Raw genomic sequence first — 19,831 nt, 5'->3', positions numbered from 1 at the left:
AAAATGCGAGAGGGGAGAACCCTTTGAAAAGGGTTCTCCCCTCTCGCGCTCTCCCTTTCCTAAACTTTTCAGCTATGGGTAGGCCATGCCTTGCTGGCGGGAGGCGGGCCTTGAAAAATACTCTTCAGGCGGCAGTCGCGGCCTTCTTGTAGGCCCGCTTGCCGGCAATCCAGGTTTCATCCACGTTGCGGTCGTCTCCCATGGCCATGACGCCGAAAAGGAGCTCGGCCGCCTCGTCGACGGTGCGCGGTCCGGTCGCGTCCCTTACGGCCAGGGACTGACGCCAGGCCATGGCCGCCTGGCCGGCCCTCCAGTCCAAGGCCACGAAATCGGCCTCCTTGCCCGGCTCGAAATTGCCGAGAAGGTCGTCAAGGCAAAGCGCGCGCGCCCCGCCGAGAGTGGACAGGTAATAGGCCCGGTACGGCGAGAACTTGTTGCGCTCGGCCTCGGCCAGATCCATCGCGCGCGGGTCGAGGGAGCCGTCGAGCAATGTCGCGTTGCACATGCCGACCTTGTAGGCCTCCTCCATCACGCGCAAAAGCGTCAGGGCATTGCCGCCGCCGATGTCGCTGCCCAAAACGACGCTGACCGGATGTTCGGGGTCCATGGCCCGGCCCAGCCGAAAAGAACCGCTGCCGAGAAAAAAATTGGACAACGGACAAAAGGCAACCGCCGCGCCGGCCTTGGAAAACCGCCGCAGCTCGTCGTCGGAGAGCCAGATGCCATGCCCGGCGGTGCATTTGGGCCCGAGCAGGCCGTAGCGCTCGTAAACGGCCGTGTAGTCCTGGCAGTCCGGGAAAAGCTCCCTGGCCACGCGGACTTCCGCCGGATTTTCCGAAATGTGGGTGTTGACCCAGCAGTCCGGGAATTCCGCCTTGAGCCGGCGGCTATAATCCAGCATGGCGTCCGTACAGCCCACGGCAAAGCGGGGCGTGATGGCGTAGAGGTTGCGCCCCTTGCGGTGGTAGCGGCCAATCAGACGCCTGGACTCGCGGTAGAAATCATCGGAACCGACACAGCTCGCTTCGGGCGCGAAGCGGTCCATGCCGGTAAGCCCCGTGATCACGCGCATGTTGCGCCGTGTGGCTTCCTCGAAAAAGGCCTCGGTCGCGACCGGATGGCTTGTCGTAAAAGCCTGGCAGGTGGTGGTGCCGGCGGCCAGCAACGCATCGAAGAAAAGCCCGGCCGCCTTGTCGGCATAGTCGCGGTCGCCGTATTTGCGTTCCTCGGGAAAAACCCGCTGTTGCAACCAGTCGAGCAGATGCCTGCCATAGGCCCCCATCACGCGCAGCTGGGGGAAATGGACATGGCCGTCGATAAAGCCCGGCAAGAGCAGCCGACCCGGCAAGGAGACGACTTCCAGGCCCGGATGGCGGGGGGAAACTTCCTCGAACAGGCCGAAGTCGCTTATCCTCCCGTTCTCGACGACCAGCAGGCCATCGCGCAGGAAACGGGCCGCCTCATGCTCCTTGCCGGCATGCTTCCAGGGATCATCCAGGAAGTCGAAAAACATGCCGCGAACGGCGCATCGGGATACGCCAGCTGTCTCCATCACCCCTTTTCTCCTGTGTTGCGCCGGCGGCCTGCGCGCTCCCGGCTTCGGGTACTGACCCCGGTCTAGCAATACTCGCGCGGATTGAGCCCGAACAGGCAGAAGACCTCGTAGGGAATCGTCTCCCACCAGGTGGCCAGGTCCTCGGCCGTGATCGCGCCAAGCCCCTCGCCGCCGAGCAGGTGGATCACATCCCCCGGCGCGGCATCCACGCCCGTGATGTCGACGGCGGTGAGCTGCATGCACACCCGGCCGACGATTGCCACGCGTTTGCCGGCCAGACACATGTAGCCCCGGTTGGACAGTCCCCGGCTATAGGCGTCGGCGTAGCCCGCCGCCACGATGGCCACCCGCATGTCGCGCTCGGCCGTGTAGGTCCGGCCGTAGCTGATGGAGCAGCCGCTGGCCAGATCGTGCACCGAAACGATGCGCGTCACCGTCTCCATGGCCGGCACGAGTCCCGCGCCGAGCGGCTCGCGCGCCGTGCCCGCGAAGGGATTGACGCCGTAGAGCGCGATACCGGCCCGCCGGGCCTCGAAACCAAAATCGGTCGCATGGGCCAGGATGCCGGCGGAATTGCACAGCGAGGCCTCGAGGGTGAGCCCGCCGTCGCGAAGTCCCTGGCAGACCCGGGCGAATTTGCTCCCCTGCTCGCCCACGAAATCGAAGGCATTGGGGTCGTCGGCCGTGGCCAGGTGCGAGCTGGCCATGACCACTTCGATGGCCGGCATGCCCCGAAGCGTTTCGAGCAGATGCGGCACGTCGCACTCGCAAAAACCCAACCGGGCCATGCCCGTGTCGAACTTGAGCGCCACCCGGGCCTTTTTGCCCTGCCCGGCGGCCAGGGCGGCAAGCCGCGCCAGCTGGTCGAAATCATGGATGAAGGGCGTGACGTCAAAGTCGAGCACCATGGCGTCGTCCTCGGGCAGAACCGGCCCGACAAGGGACACGATGGCCCCGGCGCAACCGCTTTGCCGCAGCGCCGCGCCCTCGGCCACGGAGCCGATGGCAAAGGCGTCGCAGCCGGCCCCGGCCAGGGCCCGGGCCGTCTCGACGAGGCCGTGGCCATAGGCGTCGGCCTTGATGACGGCCAGGACATGGCCGCCGAAGCTGCACAGATGCTTGTAGTTGGCGACGATGTTATCCAGGCGCACCCTTGTGCGCAGGTAATTGTGGGCGATGGTCATGGCGCTTCTCCTTGTCGACGCGGGCATGGTTCCTACGCCCATCGCCGCCGCATTTCCAGTATTTGCGGCCCGCTGGCCCTTCGGCCGGAGATGCCGTAAAAAGGGGCCATGCCAAGCGCCGTCAAACACCGCACCATCCGCGTCCTGCCGCCCGAACTGCAAAACCAGATCGCCGCCGGCGAAGTGGTCGAACGCCCGGCCAGCGTTCTCAAGGAACTTGTTGAAAACAGCCTCGACGCCGGGGCAACGCGCATCGAAGTCTCCATCGACGGCGGCGGCCGCACGGCCATGGTCGTGGCCGACGACGGCTGGGGCATGACGCCCGAGGAACTGTCGCTGGCCGTCACGCGCCATGCCACGAGCAAGATCGTCTCCATGGAGGAACTGACCAGCATCGCGAGCTTCGGCTTTCGCGGCGAAGCCTTGCCGAGCATCGCCTCGGTGTCGCGCTTTACGCTGACCTCGCGCCACGAGGCGTTTGACGAAGGGGCGGTCATCCGGGTGGAGAGCGGCCGCATCGTGGAGGAAGGCCCGGCGGCCCTGGCCCGCGGCACGCGCATCGAAGTGCGCGATCTTTTCGCCGCCGTGCCGGCACGGCTCAAATTTCTCAAATCCGAGGCCGTGGAGACCAAGCGCGCCACCGAAGCCTTCAGCCGGGCGGCGCTGGCCCGGCTCGACGTGGCCTTCAAGCTCTCCGTCAATGGCCGCACGACGCTCCGTTTCCCCGCCAGCCAGACGCTTGCCGCGCGGCTTGGCGGCATCTGGCCGCCAGCCGTCACCGAAGGGCTTTTCGAGGTGGACTACGCCCTGGGCCCCATCCGCGTGCAGGGGCTTATCGGCAAGCCCCTTTCCGCCCAGTCCCGGGCCGACCGCATGCTCTTTTACGTCAACGGCCGGGCGGTCCAGGACAGACTGCTGCTTTCGGCCGTGCGCGAGGCCTACAAAGGCCGGCTGTTGTCCCGGGAATATCCGCAGGTGGCGCTTTTTGTGACGCTGCCGCCCGAGGACCTGGACGTCAACGTGCACCCGGCCAAGACCGAGGTGCGCTTCCGCGACGAGCAGGTTGTCTTCTTAAATCTCCGCCGGGCCGTGGGACAGGCCCTCGACAAGGCGCTGGTCCTGCGCACCGTCCCCGCGCCCGAACCCTGGGTCAAACAATCCGGCGGCGAACCGCCAAAATTCGCTACCCGCCGCGATTTCCTCGATGAACTCGTACGCGCCGACGCGCCGCAGCCCGGCCAAACCACCCCGGCCACGCCCATCGTGCGCGAAGGTCCGCCTGTCCACCCGATGGGCCAGGAGGCCCAGGACGCCCCGGCCCCCGCCGCCACGCCCTACCAGGCCGTGGCCGAAAACCGCCGTCACGGCCAGCCCGCGCCGGTGCGCCACCTGGAGCCCCCGGCCGTGGTCCGCCACGAGCGGCAGCTCGCCCAGGCCGGGGAACCCGAATCTCCCCCGACCGGCGGCTCCGACGAAGCGACATCCCCAGCCGAATCGAGGTATGCCGCTCCCGAGGCGCAACCGGAAATTTTGCATGCCCGCCGACCCGAGGAGCTGGAGCCGTCGCTGCCGCCCGGCGTGCGCTACCTGGGCCAGTTCGCGGACACGTACCTTATTGTAGACCTCGGCCGGGAGCTGGTGCTCCTCGATCAGCACGCGGCCCACGAGCGCATCATCTACGCCGCCATGGAGGCCACCGGTTCACGCGGCGACAGCCGGCCCGTGGGCATCCCGGTGGAACTGACGCTGCACCCGGCCGAGCAGACGCGGCTGCAGGAACTGCACAACGAACTGCGCGCCATCGGCTTTGCCCTGGAGTCGCCGCGCCCGGGCACGGTCTCCATCACCGGCGCGCCGCCGGGACTGAGCCTGGGGCAGGCCAAGGAGTATCTGCGCGCCGCCCTGGCCGGGCAGTCCAAGACCCTGCACGACCTGTGGATTCTCATGAGCTGCAAGACGGCCATCAAGGCCGGAACCAGGCTTGCCGACGACGAGGCCGTGGCCCTGCTCGCCCAGTGGTCCAAAACACCGGAGCGGGACTATTGCCCCCACGGCCGGCCGGTGACCGTGCGCTTCGGCCAGCGCGAGATGGAAAAGATGTTCAAACGCGGCAAATAATGAGAGGAAAGCCCCCGGGGGAGGGAACCCTTTTTTGTAAAAAAGGGTTCCCTCCCCCGGACCCCCACCCTCCCCAAAAACTTTTCAAGGGTGCACGGGATCCACGGCATGCGACCATATCCCAGTCCTTGGCGAACTGGGTATGCCTTTAGATTCCCTTTGAAAGTTTTTGAAGAGGGTCCAGGGGGAAACTTTTTTCAAAAAGTTTCCCCCTGGCCGCCGGAGGCAACAAAAAAAGGAGCGACCATGCTTGCCATTTTGGACTACAAGGCCGGCAACCAGACCAGCGTGCGCCGCGCGCTGGACCACCTGGGCATCCCCTGCCGCATCACCGCCGATCCCGCCGTCATTGCCGACGCGGCGGGCATCATCTTCCCAGGTGTGGGCGCGGCCGGCCAGGCCATGCACGAGCTGACCTCGACGGGCCTGGACAAGCTTTTGGCCGAACAGGTGGCCGCCGGCAAACCGCTGCTCGGCATCTGCGTGGGCTGCCAGATCCTGCTCGACTACAGCCCGGAAAACGACACCACGGCGCTTGGCATCGTGCCCGGCGCGTGCGCCATGTTCGTCCCGTCGCTTTCCGACGAGGACGGGCTGCCCATCCGCATCCCGCACATGGGCTGGAACAAGGTGACCCTTGCCCGCCCGTGCGAGCTCTTCGACGGTATCGACCGGGAATCGGAATTCTATTTCGTGCACAGCTACTACCCCGTGCCGCGGGCCGAGTACGTCATCGGCGTCACCGACTACGGACTGCCCTTCTGCTCGGTGCACGGCAAGCAGGGCCTTTGGGCGGTGCAGTTTCACCCGGAAAAAAGCGGCCGTCCGGGACTGTCCCTGTTGCGCAATTTCGCCGTCTACTGCCAGGAGGCCTAACCCATGCTTTCCAAACGCGTCATTCCCTGCCTCGACGTGCGCGACGGCAAGCTCACCAAGGGCATCAAGTTCAAGGGCAACGTGGACATCGGCGATCCGGTGGAAACCGCCCGCCTCTACTACGAGGCCGGGGCCGACGAACTGGTCTTCTACGACATCACGGCCTCGAGCGAAGGCCGGGGCATCATGCTCGACGTCGTGGACAAGGTGGCCAGCCAGATATTTATTCCCTTCTCCGTGGGCGGCGGCATCTCCACGGTGGAAGACATGCGCGCGGTGCTTTTGGCCGGCGCGGAAAAGGTCTCGGTCAACTCCTCGGCCGTCAAAACCCCCGACATCATCAGCCAAGGCGCGGCCGCCTTCGGCTCCCAGTGCGTAGTGGTCGGCATGGACGTCAAACAGGTGCCGGTCTCCGAAAAAATCCCCTCGGGCTACGAGATCGTCATTCACGGCGGCCGCAAGCCCATGGGCCTCGACGCCATCGAATGGGCCAAGAAAGTGGAAGCCCTCGGCGCCGGCGAAATCTGCTGCAACTCCATCGACGCCGACGGCGCCAAGACCGGCTACGAGCTGAACCTCACCCGCCTTATCGCCGAGGCCGTCACCATCCCGGTCATCGCCTCGGGCGGCGCGGGAAATCCCGACCACATGGCCGACGCCGTGACCAAAGGCAAAGCCACAGCCGCGCTCATCGCCTCCATCGTCCACTACGGCGAATACACGATCAAGGAATGCAAGGACCGCATGGCCGCCCGCGGCGTGAAGGTCCGGCAAATCTGGTAGAGGAGGTCAGGAATGCCTCCGGCGGCCAGGGGGACCTTTTTTGAAAAAAAGGTCCCCCTGGACCCCTCCAAAAAACTTTCACGGACTTGGGCTTGAGGCGAACGTGCAGGGAATTTTCTTTTAAAGTTCGCCCCAAAGGGGCGACGGCGTGGTGGCGGCGGAATTTGCCTGGGACGAGCTTGTCGCGAAGCGACATGCACCGTCCCAGGCAAATTCCGCCGCCATCTTCCATTCTCCGGCCCTACGCCTGCCATCCCTTCCCCCGCCCAGCCAAAGCCGAATCGGGGGGTCCGGGGGGCCCGTGGCCTCCCGGCGGAGTGCAGAGGCGGAGCCTCTGCCGGTGGGGTGCAGGGGAGGCAGCGCCTCCCCGCCGGGGCCCGGGGCAGAGCCCCGTCGGGGCAAACTCAGTCGACGGGATACGGACGGCCGGCGGGCCAGTCGGGCGAGACGTAGGTCCCGGACTTGCCGCCGGATTTGAAAAGCAGCTTGATTTCGCCGAGCACGATGTCCTTCTGCACGGCCTTGCACATGTCGTAGATGGTCAGCGCCGCCACGGACGCGGCGGTCAGCGCTTCCATTTCCACGCCTGTTTCGGCCGTGGTGGAGGCTTCGGCTTCGATGCGCACGATGCAGGCGGCTGCGTCCACGGTAAAGCGGACGTCGGCAAAGGCCAGGGGCAGCGGATGGCACAGGGGGATGAGGTCGGCGGTACGCTTGGCGGCCAGGATGCCGGCGATCTTGGCCGTGGCCAGGGCGTCGCCCTTGGGCAGGGCGGCGTCGGAAAGCAGATGCATGGTTTTTGGGGAAAGGCGAACCTCGCCGCCGGCGATGGCCAAGCGACGGGTCTTGGACTTGGCCCCGACATCCACCATGCGGGTGCGGCCTTCGGCGTCGATATGGGTGAAGCCTTCAGTCATGGGCAAGCCTGCTCATATCCTCGAAAAAATGTTTTCGTTGAAAAAACCGGGGTATTTTCAACGTGGCACGGCACTAGTCGAACTTGGGCACCTTGACTTTGTAGTCGATGCGTTTGGCCGCCGTGGCGTCCGCCTTGGCCTTTTCCTTGTCGCCGAGCTTGGCGTAAAGCATGGCCCGGTTGCCGTAGGCTTCGGCCATCTTGGGGTCGATCTCGATGGCCTTGGAGTAATCGGCCAGGGCCTGATCGGTTTCGTTTTTGGCCTCGTGGCACATGCCGCGCAGGTTGTAGACACTGGCCAGGTTTTTCGTATCCACGGACTGGCCCGAAGCATCGGCGTCGATGACATGGCTGAATGCCGCGATGGCCTCGTCCATATGCCCGGCCCGGGCCGCGGACACGCCGTCCCGGTAGTCCTCGGTGGGGCCGGCCAGAGCCGTCCCGCCCAAAAGCAAGGCACCGATGAGCGCCAGCGGCGAAAACCGGGAAAGAAATCGTCCCATCGCTTAGTTCCCCATGGCCTCCTTGGCCTTTTTGAAGAAATCCTTGACCTTTTTCATAGGCTTTTGCTCGTCGAGCTTCTCGAATTCGCGCAAAAGTTCTTCCTGCTTCTTGGTCAGGCTCTTCGGGGTAACGACGGTCACCTCGACGAGCAGGTCGCCCTTGCGGCTGGTGCCGGGCACGGGCAGTCCCAGCCCGCGCAGGGAAAAGACCTCGCCGCTCTGGGTGCCCCTGGGGATGTCCATGGTCTCGTTGCCGTCGAGGGTCGGCACTTCGATCTTGTGGCCGAGCGCGGCCTGGACGAAGCTGATCTCGGTGCGCAGGAGCAGATTCTGGCCGTCGCGCTCGAAGACCTTGTCGGCCTCGACATGCAGGATGACGTAGAGATCGCCCGGAGGCCCGCCGTGCATGCCCAGCTCGCCCTCGCCACGAAGGCGCAGCCGGCTGCCGTCGTCCACGCCCGCCGGCACGCGAACCTTCAGCTCACGCACCTCGCGGGTATAGCCCTTGCCCTTGCACTCCCGGCACGGCGAGGTGATCACCTTGCCCTCGCCCCGGCAGATCGGACAGGTCACGGCGATGCGGAAAAAGCCCTGGCTCTGGACGACTTGCCCCGTGCCGCCGCACTGCTTGCAGGTCTCGGCCGAGGTGCCGGGTTCGGCCCCGCTGCCGTGGCAGGCTTGGCATTCGACGTTCTTGGGGATCTTGAGGGTGACCTCGGTGCCCTTGGCCGCGTCGCGGAAGGTCACGGTCAAGTCGTAGCGCAGGTCGTTGCCGGCCTGGGGCCTGGGTCCGCGCGAAGAGCGCCCCCCGCCGAACCCGAAGAACTCGCCGAAGATGTCGGAAAAGGCGCTGAAGACATCGTCGGTCGAGCCGAAGCCGCCAAACCCGTTGCCGCCGAGTCCTTCGTGGCCGAAGCGGTCGTAGCGGGCCCTGGTCTCGGCGTTGCGCAACACCTCGTAGGCCTCGGCCGCTTCCTTGAACTTGGACTCGGCTTCGGGATCGTCCGGGTTGCGGTCGGGGTGGAACTTGAAGGCCATCTGGCGATAGGCCTTCTTGATGGTCTCATCATCGGCGTCGCGCCCGACGCCGAGCACTTCGTAGTAATCCCGGGGCATCGTTTCCAGCTATTCGTTTTCGGGCAGCGTCACGCCCGCTTCGTGGATGGGTTCGGCCGGCAACACTTCGCCGGCGGCGATTTCCCGAAGGGCGGTGACGATTTCCTTGTTTTTGCACTCGACCAGCGGATCGTAGCCTTCCCGGTACTGATGGACGCGTTTGATGGCCATCTGCACGATGAGAAAGCGGTTGTTGATCTTTTCCAGACAATCTTCGACGGTAATGCGCGCCATGCGGTTCTCCTTGCGCGTTGGTCAAAACGTCGCCTTCCCGGCGCGGACTGTCCCTTGGTAAGACGTATTCACGCCCAGTCAAGGGGAAGGGCCCGGCCGAAGTTGTGCGCCCAACCCAAACAACCAACGCGAAACCGAAGTTTATATTCCAGACCCGCCGTCAACGTCAAGGGTGACATGCGGCTTCGGGGCCCCCATATACCGCACGGTCAAAACAGTGATGTCGTCGGATTGGGGCGCGGTTCCGACAAACGCCCGCAACGCGGCAAGCAGCGCCTCCACCACGTATTTCGGGCCGCGGTGGCGCTCGAACCGGCAGGCCCGAAGCAGCCGCTCCTCCCCGAAAAGCGCGTCCGACACGTCCATGGCCTCGGTCACGCCGTCGGTGTAGAGCACGAGGGAATCCCCCGGATCCAGGCTCAGCGCGCCGGTGCGGTAGCGATAGCCCGGCATGGCCCCGAGCACCAGCCCCCCGCCCCGGGGCAGAAACCCCACCCTGTCCGCCAGCCCCCTGTCGCGAAGGACAAGCGGCGGATTATGCCCGGCATTGGCGTAGCGCACCTCGCCCGTGCGCACATCGAGCACGGCGCAAAAGGCGGTGACGAACAGCCCGGAATCGTTGCCGGCGGCCAGTTTGTCGTTGACCTTGGCCGCCACTTCCGCCGGGTCGCGCTCGGGGCGGGCATAGGCCTTGAAAAGCGTCATGGTGACGGCCATGACCAGCGAAGCCGGCACGCCCTTGCCCGAGACATCGCCGATGACCAGGAAAATATGGTTCTCGTCCAGGGCATAATAATCGTAGAAATCGCCCCCGACTTCCTTGGCCGAATCGAGCACGGCAAAAAGTTCGAGTTCCGGGCGCTCGGGAAAAGCCGGGAAGATCCGGGGCACGATGCCCATTTGGATGTCCCGGGCCACGCGCAACTCGCCCTCGATGGCCTCTTTGATGCGGCGGGTGTCGCGGGCTTCGAGCTCGTTGCGCACGATGTACACGAAAACCGCCATGCCGGCGGCATTGGACACGAGCATGGGGATGGTGGCCGCGCGCACCACGATCATGGCCGTGTCATAGGGCTGGCCAAGGACCAGTCCGGCCAGCATGTGGAAGCCCTCGATGGCCAGGGCCAGGACCACGGCCTGGCCGGTGGTGGGCAGTTTGCCGTGCAGGCGCAGGTGGACCAGACCACCGACGAACCCGGCCACCACGGTGGAGAGCGTACAGCCGTAGCAGGTGGGACCGCCCAGGGTGAAGCGATGGGCCCCGCCGATGATTCCGGCCCCGAGCCCGGCCAGGGGGCCGGCGAGAAGTCCGGCCAGAGCCGGCCCGAGATCGCGGATATTGATGACCGAACCGAGCAAGGGGATGCCCGAAAGCGTGCCGTAGATGGAAAAAAGGCCGAAAACGACAATGACCATGAGAAGGTCGCGCCATTTCGGACGGCCATCGAGCACGGCGGCGAAAAGCCTGGTCCTGGTCAGCACATAGGCCAGGACCATGATGACGCTGACGCTTTGGAGCAAACTGATAAGGATGGTGACGTCGGACTCCACCGTCTCCCCCCCGAGCGGCCGTCAGTAGGCCAGCTTGCCGAGCGACTTGAGAATAAGGGTCGCGCCCATGGCGAACATGCCCATCAACCCCATGCCGCAGGAAAAACCCGCCAGAAGCACCGGCGCGTACTGCCGCCATTTCTTCCCGTAACGCTTGAGAAAATAATAGCGTCCGAGCAGCGCGCCCACGACTTCGAGAATGAGCCCATGGGGCACGCTTTGCCCCAGGCCCCGCACGATGCCGTAGATGAGCAGCACCGGCAACCCGAAGATCATGAGCAGCAGGTACGTGACGAGCCCGAGCCCAAGCCCGGCGGTCACGTACCAGCCGTTTAAAGCCTGGAAAAAAAGCGAATTGCCCTCCAGGGTCGAAGTCTGCATGAGCAGGGTGTTGAGCGCCTGGAGATGCCACAATTGCTGGGCGTAGGGGTAGCTTGCCGAAGGGATCGGCGCAAGCTGCCAGATGAACTGCGAAAAGAGCAGGCTTGCCACCATGACCACGGGAAAGACCACGATTTCGGCCTTGATGATGCCGCGAAGGCTGGTGCCGGTCAGTTCGATCTCGCGGAAATCGACCGTGGCCTTGCCGTAGTTGTGAATGGGAATGGGCGCGTACCAGATCTCGATACCGTGGTAGCCGAAAAAGCGGGCCCCGGCGATGAAGCTGGCCTCGCGCACCAGCGGCAGGCTCACGAACTGGCCGGCCACGCCTTCCATGCGGGCGGTGATGTAGGAGATGACCGGAGTGTAAATAAACCCGTAGAGCACGAAGAAAAGCCAGGGGAACTGGGGGACCAGAAAGAGGCACATGCCAATGTAGGACAGGGTCGAGAAGACGTAGATGCCGACGGAAACCCAGAAATTGATGTCTCCGCGCGCCTTGTTGGTGGAAAAAAGGGCCTTGTAGGCCGCGCCGCCGACGCCGCCCTTGCGCAAGGACTTCGCCACCTGCCACACGCCGATGACGCCGATGGCAAGGCCAAGCCCGATGCCGAACGACATGTAGAAATCGAAGTTGTTGGCGAAGACCGTCTCCACCGTGCCCATGCCCTCCCGCCAACGGTGCAGCACTCCGTGGTGGTAGAGGATGGGGTTGGCGACGAAGGTGATGAGCAGACCGACCAAGCCGCCGATGACAGCCCAGAACGGCAGCACCATGCCGGTAAAGACCAGCCCCAGATCGAACTGTATGCCCGTGGCCACAGCCGGCAGCCACTGCTCGGTGTTGCGGGTGAAATCGGCCCAGGGAATGGGGATCAGGCGCACAGGTTCGGTGAAAACAAGCCCCGAGGCGACCGGGAACAGCACGTAGACCGCGCCGAAAGCCAAACCGATCATGCCGCCTATGGAAAAGACGCGCCACTTCCAGCCCGTCTTGCGGTCCTCGGTGGATTCGGCCAGGGCCATGGTGCCGAGCGCGCCGACCGGGGCCATGGGAAACGGCAGTTTTTCGACGTCGGAGGTGATGCGGTAGAGCGCATAGCCCAGGCCGAAGTGGTCGATGCGCTGGATGATCTGCGAACCGACCAGAAGCAATATGGGCACCAGCCAGTCGCGGTGGAAAAAGGTGCGCGCGGCCAGCGACGGCGAATCCGGGGACGGAGCCACCCAGGCCGGGATGAGGTCGGTCAGGCCCAGCATCTTGGCCGCATCGGATTGGACCAGGTACTGGTTCCAGAGCAGACCGTGGAAAGGCGAGGCCATGGCCGCGCCGGCCATGTAATAAAGCAGGAAAATCTCCTGCTGCTTGAGTTCGGTATAGGCGCGCTTGGCGATCTCGGCGAAGAGGATGATGGTGACCCAGCGCGCGGCCGGACCGATGCCGGTGCCGATGACGAGCTGCAAATACATGCTGCCCGGCATCATGAGGAAGCCGATAAAGACCGCCCCGACAATGGTCTTCCAGTCGAAGCCCTCTTCAAAGTGCGTCGGGGTCGGGAGCAGGTCCCTATATTCGGCCAGTTCCTTATCGTCGTACATCGGTGTGTCCTAATTCGGCAACACGAGGTAGCTCTGCCCCGTCCATAACCCGATGATGGCGAAGATGCCGCCCATCAGAAAATCGCCCAATATCAAGCCGATAAAAAGCAGCCGCACCCGCTTCATGAGCGCGATGCCGCCGTAGCGAAGCGTCAGGTGGTTGCACAGCCAGCCCAGGAAAAAGGAAAACCACATGATGCGCATGGCCGAGGAATACATGGTCAGGTAGCCGATGGGATGGATCGGCCACCAGTAGAAGCGCTGATAAGCGACGACCAGGGCGAACATCACCGCCGCGCCCATGAGCGTAAAGCCGATGGTGGTGGCGTTGGGCCCGGCCGGGGCCTCGAGCAGGCGCTGCACGTTTTCATAGACCGTGGTCACGGTCTGAGTCTCCCAGTCCACCTGCAGGTCGCGAAGCCCGTATTTGTGGCACACGGCCAGCATGGCGGCAAACGATATGCCGACGGCCAGGGCCAGGGCCACAACAATGCCGGCCAGGTAGAGATACTTGGGCCGCCTACCCTCCCCCACCTTGGCCGCGTGGAAAAGCGACGGCAGAAGCGACTCGCGCAGGTCGACGAACAGCACCTTCTGCATGACCGCGGCCATGAGCAGCCCCATACGGCTGAAAATCCCGGAACCGCAAAAAGCCAGCAGCCCGTCGGTCGGTGCGGCGGTCAAGGTGAAATAGGCGATGCCGCCCTGGCAGATGATGCGGCTGGCCACCAGCATGACCATGAAAAAGGCCCCGAAAAGAAGCACCGCCTGGCCAAGCGGCATCCCGAAGGACACGCTCCAGGCCACGAGCGCCCCGCCGCCGAGGAAAAGGCCCCACAAGGAAAGCGGCGCGCCCACCCATTCGGCCGCGTCCGTGCCGCCAAAACGGAAACGCAGCGCGTTTTTGGCCGTGAGCCACAAATGCTCCCGCCCAAGCCACAGGAGAAAGAGGAAAAAGACGCCGTACGCCCCGATCATCTGGGTTTCCTCGGGCATGGTCAGGGTCGGGCCGAAGGTGACGCCAAGGGCCGCCGCCGGCACCTGCTGGCCGATCACGTCGAGAAAGCCGTAAAAAAGCCCGCCAAGCAGGAAAAACACCCAGAAACTCAGGGAAATCTGGCGGGCGGTCAGGTAGGCGAAGCCGATAAAGGCCGGGTAGAAGTATATTTTGAGCTTGGTGAAGCCGGAAAAAAGCCCGGTTTTGGGGAAATACGGCCCGGCCAGGATCAGCGTCGGAATCTGGGGCACCGAGGGATCGTAAAAGCCGATGCCGTTTATGGTGTGCAAAAGGACGCTTACAAGGAGCCCGGCCAGCAGGAAACGGTCGGTCAAAAAGGCGGCCAGCCCACCGGAGTCCACGGCCCCGGTCAGGGCCTCGGGCACGCGCAGCAGCGGAAAATTCATGCGCTCGTTGGAAATCCACTGCCGGGAAAAGAGGTTGGCCAGACACAGCATCACGAAAAAGCACAGCCCGATGAAAACGCCCCAGGTGGCAAGGGGCCCGATCCAGGCCTTCCAGGGAATGGCGGCCAGCACCTGGGTCCAGCTCATGGTGTAGCCGCCGGCCAGACCGTTGTAGAGCGTCTCCACGGCCTTGTCGTCGCCCGGATACCAGCCGGCGGGCAGAAGCGGCCGCAGCACCGTGTTCCACTGGTTGCCGGCCGAGGCGAAATGGAGCGGCGCGGTCAGGTTGATGAAAAACGTGCGGGCAAGGCCGGTATGGGCCACCCCCGAAACCACGACCATGAGCATCCACACGATCATGAGGTCCGTGCCGGTGAGCACGGCCTTGCCGCGAAAAAGCCGGCCAAGGGCAGCCGCCAGCACGGTGAGCCAGGCCAGCACGAAAAACGGGGCCAGGGGGAAATGGCCGCCGCCAAGGGGCGTGGCCCCGTAATAGAGGTTATTGAGCGGCGTGACGGCGCATACGACAAGGCCCAGGGCAAGTCCCAGGACCACCGCCCGCGCGCGGATCGCCCCGGCCGCTTTCATGCCCCCTCCTTGGCGTTGGCCGCCCGGCGCAACTGTTCCCGAAACTGCGTGAACACCTTGTCCTCATAAGACGTGCGCACCGATTCCTCCAGGGAACGCCACACGAGCAGCTGCTTGCGCAAATCGTTGACAAACCCCTTGTTGAGCCGTTTCCACATGGCCGCCTCGCCAGCCAGCCGCGTCAGTTCGACGTCGATTTCCATATAGCCCGGCGTCTCGGTCGAGGGCACGAAAACGATGGTCACTTCCTGCTTGATGCCGAAATCGAAGGGCGCGAGCCACACCGTGCCGGTCAGGCTCATGCAGGAGGACAAGTCCCAGAAAGCCACATGGCGTTCCCGGGGATGCGGCGACGCGCCCGGGACCTCCCAGGGGCAATCGAACAGGCAGCGCACGTCGGCCGTGGCGAAAAGCCCGTGGGAAACATCCTGGTGGGTCTGGTAGTAATCGAAAAGAAAGCCGCCGGCGCATTCCTGCTCCCGCACGCGCACCAGGAACGGCAACCGGGTCCGGATGGTCCCGTCCACGGGAGCGGGCAGGGTCCAGGAACGGTTGACGTCCGGGATGGCGATCTGTCCGGCCACGCGGGAGGGATAGATGACCGAGAGCAGCACCACGCCGATGACCAGCGCCATGGCCGCCACTCCGGCCATGGAGGAATAGTTGGCGGTCATGCCGGCCCAAAGGGGCGTGCCGGAAAGGAGCCCGGCGCAAATCTGGGCCAGGAGGTAGCCCAGCACCACGCTGATGACGGCAAAGGCCAGGGCCTCGGCGATAAAAAGAAAGGAGACATGGGACGGGGCCAAGCCCACGGCGGTGTAGACCCCGATCTCGCGTTTGCGCTCGAAGACCGCGCCGATCATGGTATTGAGCACGATGAGCACGGAGATCACGAGCGGGATCAGGATGTTGGGGACCCCGGCATAGCCCAGGGAATCACCGGCATGGTAGAGGAAAACGCCGCCATCCTGGCCGGAGAACACCGTCAACCCGAACCGGTCGGCCAGCCGCAGGGCCAGGGCGGAACCGTCGTCGGCCTGCGCCTTGCCGAGGACCAGGGCGGCGTTTCGCGGCGCGACCAGGATGGACTTGAGCTGCCCGCCAAGGCCCATCAGGGTATCGTAGGGGATGATGGCGGTCAGGTCGTCGTCCACATGCTGGTAACGGCTCTGCATGGTCCGCACGTCCTCGCCCGACTCGGCGGCTTCCTTCTCGGCCTCGGACACCTCGACCGAGGCTTCGGAGGGGTAGACCACCGGGGTGAGCGATTCGCCGTCCAGGTCCACCCGCGTATCCAGGGAATTCCTGTCGAAAAGGCCGGCCACGGTGAACGGCCGCCCGAAAAGCGTCACCGTGTCGCCCGGACCGACGCCAAGTCGCCTGGCCATGGGCACGGGCAGGATGACGGCGTCGCGCTCCCCCGGCGCGAACCACCGCCCGGCCGCCAAAACGCCGCGCATCCGCCCGGTCCCGGCCTCCTGCGGGGAGAGGCCGATAAGCCCCTGGACGATTTCGACGTTCCCCCCGGCGCGCACGGAAGTGGCCGGCGAAAGAGTCTTTTCCGGCAGTTCCAGCCAGGCCAGGGGCGCGACGACATCCGTTGGGCCATAGGCGTCGCGCAGCACGGAAAGGGCCTCCGGCGGCAGCGACCGCCAGCCCACGTTTTTGAGCAGCACGCCGTGATAAGGCGCATGCTCGGCATAGAGCACCGCGCCCTCGTCCCGGGTGGACTTGACGCTGGTGAAGCTCATGATGGTGAAGGTCAAAATGACCAGCGTCAGGCAGGTAAGCGCGGTGCGGACCTTGCGGCGGCGCAGGTTGCTCACCCCGATCACAAAGGCGGCGACAAAGGCGCGCATGCCGCCGATTTCCGCCGATTTGACATGGGAAGCCCGACGCTGCAGGGCCGTCATCTCCCGCTCGAAGCGCATGAAGATGATAAGCCCGACCATGACCGAAAGGCCCAGGATGAAAAAGGCCAGGATGACGACCAGCGGGCTGTAGGTCAGGGCAAAGGCCGGGTGCACTTGGTAGACCACGGCGATGACGGCGGCGAGGATGCCCAGAAAGGCGGCAATGCGCTTGTGGATGTCGGCGTAGTTGAAGACCACCCGTTCCACGCAGTAGGCGAAGGGAATGAAAAGCGCGATGTAGAAAAGCACGCCCAGCAGCACGTCGCGCTGGGTCTTTTCCACATCGTTGTAGACGCGGACGGCGAGCCCCCAGCTGGCCCTGGCGTCGGCGATCATGGCGTCGTAACGCCTGGCCTTGCCGGCGGCGACGGCCTTGTCGAAAAGGCCCCGGCCCTTGGCCTCCAACTCGCGGATGCGCTCGCTGACGATGCCGTGGTTTTCCAGGTTCTTGATGCGCGGCCCGAGCAGTTCCCACATGTCCCTGGCCCCGAGCATTTCGGTCGCGGGCAAAAGCGGCCAGGAGTCGATCAGGTAGCCGGTGCCGGTCGGATGCGCCGGGCTGGCGTGTAAAAGGATCAGCTTACGGGCCAGGACGGTGTCGGACAGGATACATTTAAAGGGCGTGCCCGGCTCGAGGAAAATGGAAAGCAAGGTGGAATCGAGGGTGTCCAGCCGGCTGAACCAGTAGCGCAGCGGCGGGGCCTCGCGCCTGGCGTCGAGCAGGTCGATGCGGGTGAAATAGCGAAACGAACGCGGATCGAAGGCCGAAAAGAGCGTCGTCTGCTCGCAGGCGAACATGATCAGATCGGTCTCCATGGCGTTGCGGTTCATCTTGACCCGATACGCCTCCTTGCCGGTCTGCTTCTTGTCGATGGCCCACATGGCCGCGCCCGTGTCCGGATCGAACCGGAAGCCTTCGATGACGGCCTTGTCCAGGACGTATTTTTTGTTGGCCAGCCCGCTGACCAGAAAGGAGCCTCTTGGGTCGGTCATGGCATAAAACCGCGTCTTGCCCTGGTAGACGCAAAGCACGGTGTCCGGGGCCGGCCGTTCGGGAAAAAGCTCGCCCTGGCGGATGAAGTTGACCCGGCCGGCGAGCGTGGAAAAGACGTTTCGCGGCCGTTTGTCGCCAACGGCGAAATCCGGGGCGGCCATGGCCGCGACCGTGTCCGCGACGAAGCGCGACTGGCGCGCAAGCGAGGCCTCGTCGACACGGTCCGGCGTATCCCCTGGCGTGCCCCAGGCAAGGCGCGCATCGTCGACCGTGGCCAGGGTCACGCCGAGCACGCCGGCGATATTGCCGATCTCGCCGCCAAGGGGCGGCCGGTCGGGCAAAAGCCCCTGCCAGGGCTGTTCGCGGTCGTCGCGCATGCCGTCGCGGTAATACCCGGCCGGGAGATCCTGGGCCTTGACGGCGGCGGCCGCCGCCTTGGCCAGGGAACGGTTGATGCGGCCGTAGGCCTGGATGGGTTTGACCCCGGGCTTGACTTCGAAGGCGAATCCCTGGGCGAAACTCCCCACCCCGTCGCCGTGGCTGGAAAGATAAAGCGAGACCTGGGCCAGGATATCCTTGTCGCCGACGAGCCGCCGCAGCGCCCGGGCGCTGGCCACGCACTCCGCCTCGGTTTCGGCCCCGGCCATGCCGAAGCGCAGGCGCTTGCGGGTATCGGGGATCAAGGCGAGCATGGATGCCGCCTCGGCTTTGGTGAGCCCGGAATACTCCTCGCGCCACAAAAGCTTGCGCAGCCCGGCCCGCTTTTGGGCCAAGGCGTCGATGGCCGCCGTGTCCTTGCGCCCCGGCGCCAGGCGCAGGCGCATAAGCTGGGTGCTCAGGCCGTCCACCTCGTCTTTCAAGGTTTCGAGCAACGCCTTGTGCACCCTTGTGCGATCCTCGCCGGCCTCGTCCTTGGCCGCGGTCCCGGGCTTGGGCGCGATGGCGGTCAACGCGGCCGGCCCGGCCTGCTCCAAAGCGGAAAGAGCCGCGAGCGTGGCCTTATCTTCCTTAATGGAATGCTTGAGTCCCTTGAGCCTTCCGCGCAGAGACTTGCCCTTGGTCCGCAGGGCGGCGTAAAATTCCCGCAGTCCGGCCAGGGCCTGGGCATGGCCCGAAGTGGCCACGAGCAGGGTCGGCCGGGCCGGCGGCGCGGCGGCCAGCTTTCCGGCCAGACGCAAAAGCGTCGCCACGGAGCCGGCCTCGTCCGCGCCCGGGGCATGGCCCGGGGCGAAGGCGGCGGCATCGTAGGGAGCCTCGACCACGAGCAATTCGCCGGCAAGGGACGGGTCCGTGCCGGGGAAAAGCAGCATGACGTCATGGGCCACGGCCGGACGCCAGACGGCCTGGCCGGCAAGGGTCGCCACCGACCCGGCCGGATCGCCGGTCAGCTTCGTGTAATCCCCGAACAGCTCCCGGGCCGTGGCGGCGGACAACAAAAAGCGCGGAAACCGCACCGGGGTCAGCTCGAACTTGTCCTTGAACATGCCGGCGTCGGCCGGATCGTCGGCGGGGCTGTCGTCGACATAGACCACGGCCTTGGCGTCGAGCTGGGCGGCGGCCTGCCAGTTGCGGCCCGAATCGAGGTCCATAAGCACGATGGCCCCGTCCGGAAGCTTGCCGTCGAAGTCGCGGTAGGCCCCCTTGCCGGCATAGACCACGGGACCGGTGAGGCCACCCGGGGGCACGGTGCCGGGGGACAGGGCATTGAGCGCCAGGGGGGCGACGGGGGCCGCCTTGCCGCCGACAACGGCCAGCGTGGCCGGGGCATGGGCCACCACGGGCAGGCGGTAGGCCAGCCGCTCCACCTCCCCCACGCCAAGGCCCTTGAAATACGCCTCCAGGGCGTCCGCCGCCACGGCGCAACCGGCCGAGCCCGTTTCACGGTCGCCAAGCCCGGCCAGGGCGCGGGTGACGTCGCGCTCCAGGACGCCGCCCTCAAGCGGCGCGGCAAGCCAGGCCGCGGCCATGGCCGTAGCCCGAGGATCGGCCTTGGCGGTCTTATGGGCGGGTCTGGCCCAGGCGCTCGCGGCGACGCACAGCAGACAGACGACAAGCGCCGCCCGGACGGCCAGCCGCCCAACTGACCGGCTTTTTTGCGTAAGGGGCAGCGCCATGG

13 protein-coding genes are annotated in these 19,831 nt (G+C 65.2%); 3 read left to right on the top strand and 10 right to left on the bottom strand.

All coding sequences use genetic code 11. From position 1 onward, the window contains the following. Positions 1-124: 124 nt before the first annotated feature. Together guaD and alr are read right to left on the bottom strand one after the other, a co-directional pair. Positions 125-1,552, bottom strand: a complete 1,428-nt coding sequence (gene guaD / locus DESFRDRAFT_RS06930; RefSeq protein WP_005992476.1) for a guanine deaminase — start codon at positions 1,550-1,552, stop codon at positions 125-127. A gap of 65 nt (positions 1,553-1,617) precedes the next feature. Further along, on the bottom strand, positions 1,618-2,739 hold the full coding sequence (alr, locus tag DESFRDRAFT_RS06925) for an alanine racemase (protein WP_005992474.1): 1,122 nt from the start codon (positions 2,737-2,739) through the stop codon (positions 1,618-1,620). 108 nt (positions 2,740-2,847) lie between these two features. On the opposite strand from alr, the gene mutL reads away from it, so the two are divergent. The 3 genes from mutL to hisF all read left to right on the top strand — a co-directional run bounded on the left by mutL (position 2,848) and on the right by hisF (position 6,516). Continuing rightward, positions 2,848-4,857, top strand: coding sequence for a DNA mismatch repair endonuclease MutL (mutL, locus tag DESFRDRAFT_RS06920; protein ID WP_005992473.1), 2,010 nt, complete (start codon positions 2,848-2,850; stop codon positions 4,855-4,857). A gap of 246 nt (positions 4,858-5,103) precedes the next feature. Then, the gene (gene hisH / locus DESFRDRAFT_RS06915; RefSeq protein WP_005992471.1) at positions 5,104-5,733 is read left to right on the top strand and encodes an imidazole glycerol phosphate synthase subunit HisH; all 630 of its coding nucleotides are present in this window, start codon (positions 5,104-5,106) and stop codon (positions 5,731-5,733) included. Positions 5,734-5,736: 3 nt separating this feature from the next. Beyond that, positions 5,737-6,516 (top strand): imidazole glycerol phosphate synthase subunit HisF, encoded by a 780-nt coding sequence (gene hisF, locus DESFRDRAFT_RS06910; protein ID WP_005992469.1) that lies wholly within the window; start codon positions 5,737-5,739, stop codon positions 6,514-6,516. A gap of 404 nt (positions 6,517-6,920) precedes the next feature. Here hisF and moaC read toward each other — a convergent pair whose 3' ends face one another. The 8 genes from moaC to DESFRDRAFT_RS06870 all read right to left on the bottom strand — a co-directional run bounded on the left by moaC (position 6,921) and on the right by DESFRDRAFT_RS06870 (position 19,829). After that, complete coding sequence (gene moaC, locus DESFRDRAFT_RS06905; RefSeq protein WP_005992468.1) at positions 6,921-7,433, bottom strand: cyclic pyranopterin monophosphate synthase MoaC; 513 nt, start codon at positions 7,431-7,433, stop codon at positions 6,921-6,923. Positions 7,434-7,506: 73 nt separating this feature from the next. Next, complete coding sequence (locus DESFRDRAFT_RS06900; protein ID WP_005992466.1) at positions 7,507-7,935, bottom strand: tetratricopeptide repeat protein; 429 nt, start codon at positions 7,933-7,935, stop codon at positions 7,507-7,509. 3 nt (positions 7,936-7,938) lie between these two features. Next, positions 7,939-9,051 carry a molecular chaperone DnaJ gene (dnaJ, locus tag DESFRDRAFT_RS06895; RefSeq protein ID WP_005992464.1) on the bottom strand — a complete coding sequence of 371 codons (1,113 nt, stop codon included), beginning with the start codon at positions 9,049-9,051 and terminating at the stop codon, positions 7,939-7,941. Positions 9,052-9,060: 9 nt separating this feature from the next. Further along, on the bottom strand, positions 9,061-9,285 hold the full coding sequence (gene rpoZ, locus DESFRDRAFT_RS06890; RefSeq protein WP_005992462.1) for a DNA-directed RNA polymerase subunit omega: 225 nt from the start codon (positions 9,283-9,285) through the stop codon (positions 9,061-9,063). Between the two features lie 141 nt (positions 9,286-9,426). Next, entirely contained in the window at positions 9,427-10,836 is a 1,410-nt protein-coding gene (locus tag DESFRDRAFT_RS06885; protein WP_005992460.1) for a PP2C family protein-serine/threonine phosphatase, read from the bottom strand. Between the two features lie 21 nt (positions 10,837-10,857). Beyond that, positions 10,858-12,816, bottom strand: coding sequence for an OPT family oligopeptide transporter (locus tag DESFRDRAFT_RS06880; protein ID WP_005992458.1), 1,959 nt, complete (start codon positions 12,814-12,816; stop codon positions 10,858-10,860). Positions 12,817-12,825: 9 nt separating this feature from the next. Continuing rightward, positions 12,826-14,808, bottom strand: a complete 1,983-nt coding sequence (locus DESFRDRAFT_RS06875; protein WP_005992457.1) for a DUF6785 family protein — start codon at positions 14,806-14,808, stop codon at positions 12,826-12,828. Next, positions 14,805-19,829, bottom strand: coding sequence for an FtsX-like permease family protein (locus tag DESFRDRAFT_RS06870; RefSeq protein ID WP_005992456.1), 5,025 nt, complete (start codon positions 19,827-19,829; stop codon positions 14,805-14,807). The genes DESFRDRAFT_RS06875 and DESFRDRAFT_RS06870 overlap by 4 nt, the downstream gene beginning before the upstream one ends. Positions 19,830-19,831: the final 2 nt, after the last annotated feature.

The organism is Solidesulfovibrio fructosivorans JJ] (assembly GCF_000179555.1).
In the GTDB taxonomy this organism is placed as follows: domain Bacteria; phylum Desulfobacterota; class Desulfovibrionia; order Desulfovibrionales; family Desulfovibrionaceae; genus Solidesulfovibrio; species Solidesulfovibrio fructosivorans.
This window is presented reverse-complemented; position numbering and strand designations above follow the sequence as displayed.